Origin of the sequence: Stieleria sp., from assembly GCF_041595215.1 — a bacterium.
GTDB lineage: Bacteria > Planctomycetota > Planctomycetia > Pirellulales > Pirellulaceae > Stieleria > Stieleria magnilauensis.
On record NZ_JBFHKV010001140.1, the window covers coordinates 1 to 2,634 of the forward strand.

At 59.2% G+C, this 2,634-nt stretch carries 3 protein-coding genes; all 3 read right to left on the reverse strand.

What is annotated here, in order from left to right; all coding sequences use genetic code 11:
- Positions 1-15: 15 nt before the first annotated feature.
- From ABX749_RS28950 to ABX749_RS28960, 3 genes are read right to left on the reverse strand one after another with little or no spacing between them, the layout of a single operon-like run.
- Positions 16-1,113 (reverse strand): sigma-54 interaction domain-containing protein, encoded by a 1,098-nt coding sequence (locus tag ABX749_RS28950; RefSeq protein WP_372899101.1) that lies wholly within the window; start codon positions 1,111-1,113, stop codon positions 16-18.
- A 36-nt stretch (positions 1,114-1,149) separates the two neighbouring features.
- Positions 1,150-1,536 carry a hypothetical protein gene (locus ABX749_RS28955; protein ID WP_372899102.1) on the reverse strand — a complete coding sequence of 129 codons (387 nt, stop codon included), beginning with the start codon at positions 1,534-1,536 and terminating at the stop codon, positions 1,150-1,152.
- Positions 1,523-2,044, reverse strand: coding sequence for a tol-pal system YbgF family protein (locus ABX749_RS28960; RefSeq protein WP_372899103.1), 522 nt, complete (start codon positions 2,042-2,044; stop codon positions 1,523-1,525). The genes ABX749_RS28955 and ABX749_RS28960 overlap by 14 nt, the downstream gene beginning before the upstream one ends.
- Between the last annotated feature and the right edge of the window lie 590 nt (positions 2,045-2,634).

Here is a 2,634-nt window from a genome sequence, read left to right on the forward strand (position 1 = left end):
CGTCAGCTATTAGATTTAGGCTGCCTTGCGACCCTCGCCCGGACTCTCGCGGTATCGCTTGATTTTATTGGTCAGCGTCCGCGGCGAGACTCCCAATTTTTCCGCAACCAAACGCCGATTGCCGAAGCGATCAATCGCCGCGGTAATGATCTGCCGTTCGACCTCTTCCAAATGCGTGTGCAGCCAACGCTCCGGCAGCGGCTCCGGTTGATCCTCGCCGTCTGCTGCACGGTCTGCTGCACGGTCTGAAGCACGGTCTGATTCGCGGTCTGAAGCACGGTCTGCTGTACGGTCTGAAGCACGGTCCGATTCACGGTCTGCGACGCCGGCGTGAACGGCGTGGCCGCTCCGCCGGTCCACGGAGTCAGCGGTCTCGGGCAGCCCCAGATGCTCGACGCTGATTCTCGGACCGTCCGACAACACGCAAGCCCGGTGAATCACATTGCGTAGCTCGCGAACATTGCCCGGCCAATCATGACGGGCCAGCGCCTTCATCGCAGGCGCATCCAAACCTTCGATTTCGACTTCGCCCTCGTGTTTGAATTGCCCGATGAAATGCATCGCCAACGGCGGAATGTCACCGATCCTCTCACGCAGTGGCGGAATCACAATTTCAATCACATTGATTCGATGGAACAGGTCCAGCCGAAAATTGCCTTCGTCGATTTCGTGTTGAAGGTCTCGGTTGGATGCCGCGACGATTCGTACATCGTGGTCAATCGGCGTGCTATTGCCGACGCGTTCGAATCGCTTCGATTCCAAAACACGCAGCAATTTCGCCTGAGACGCGATCGGAATTTCGCTGACTTCATCGAGCATCAGTGTGCCGTCGTTGGCCAACTCGAACCGTCCTCGCCGCGCCGCGACGGCACCGGAGAAAGCGCCCTTTTCATGCCCAAAGAGTTCGCTTTCGAGCAGATTCTCTGGAAGCGCGGCGCAGTTGACCGTCACCATGGCCTTGGACGACCTGGGACTGGATTGATGGATCAGTTCGGCAAACAGCTCCTTGCCGGTACCGCTTTCACCGGTCAGCAACACCGGGGCACTCGAACGCCCCGCTCGCTGAGCAAACTTGATCAGCTGTTTGATTTTTGGTGATTGAGTGATAATCATCCTAAAAACGCACGGATGCGAATCCCGAAGGTCGCGTCAGGCGTGATGGTTCCCCCGATAGGCGTTTTGCATTTGCACCTCGCGTACACTGCCTTGAATTTTTGGAAACAGCCGACGCAGCGAGTCGACCGACGCTTTCTCTAGGCCGGCCAATTTCGGCATCAACGATTTGACCACGTCGATGGTCTCGTCCGTCAAGGCCTTGATCTGCCCGCTGGCGTGCTCATGTTCCTCTTGATAACGCTCGCGGAGCGGTCGCAGCAGATCCTCGGTCTGCTTGATTTGCTTCATCTGCTCGTTGATCGCCTCAACACCACGTCCGGGCTCGCGTTCAATCGCATCGACGATCTCACTGAGAGACTGGTACTGCTGCTTGAGCTTGATGGTGTAGTCGATCAGCGTCTGTTCTTCATGGGCTAACATAGGTTTCTGACCTTTCCAGGAGGGCATCGAATTCTGTTGACACGCGATTGAATTTCACCTGTGTTCCATCCGCAGCCTCTGCATACTTAAGCCACCACTTGGCTGCTTTGACGGGATAATCCGTCGATTCTTCATTGGCGATCTCCCGCAGCGTCCCCTGCGCTTTCTCAAACTCGCCGAGCTTACGTTGGCACAGCGCGATCAGCAGATCCAGCCAGGTGCGGTCGGACTGGGAAAGCGCATCGACCGATACGGAGCGAAACGCCTTGAGTGCCGATTCATAATTTCCGGTACGGTAAAGACTCTCACCGAGCGCCATGGCATTGACCGGATTGGGCAGAATCCGCTCAGCGGGCCTGTCGGCTTCGGGCGCAGGTTCTTCAGCGGCATCGCTTACCGGAGCCGCATTGTTCAAGCTATCGTCGATCGACGACAGCGCCGAGCCAGAGTCTGCCGCCGCCCCGGGACGACCAACCGGATCCGCTTGAATCACGTCGCCGCTGGGCACGGACAACGCGGGCGCTGCGGTCCCCCCAGGGATCCCGGACGCTTGCCCGGTCGGCGTGGCCATCATCCGGTCACGACGAAGCCGCTGAAGAATCCGAATGCGTTCGCGAATCTCAGACAGACTTCTGGTTGACCGCCCCGCCGATGCCCCAGCCTCCGCGCCATCGGCCGCCCCATCACCATCGACAGAGCCGCCGCCAGGAACCCAAGCACTCGGCCCGCCCGACTGAGACGCCGACTGAGACGCTGGCTGCGTCTCTGGTTGGGACGCTGGATCGCCTGCCGATTGACGCTCCAACCGGGCCTCCTGCGTGGTCTTGATCAGGGCGTCGAGACGATCTTGCACGTTTTGGTTACTTGCCGACTTCCCGGTCATCATCGAACGCAGCGACGGCGCGTCCCCTTCGGTCGCTTGGCCACACACCGGCCCCGCCAGACCCCACAACGCGACCAGCGGAAACACCAACAGACGTTTACCGAATACTCTTGCAATCAACGTGACGCAGCCTTCTGAGGGTTGTGTTCGAACTTTCATGGCGACACCGCCGTTTCACCGCCAGCCTCTGACGCCGCCCCTTCGGACTTGGGCAA

Coding starts and splice junctions, on each gene's coding strand:
- ABX749_RS28950 (WP_372899101.1), bottom strand. CDS start 1,113: ATGATTATCACTCAATCACCAAAAATCAAACAGCTGATCAAGTTTGCT.
- ABX749_RS28955 (WP_372899102.1), bottom strand. CDS start 1,536: ATGTTAGCCCATGAAGAACAGACGCTGATCGACTACACCATCAAGCTC.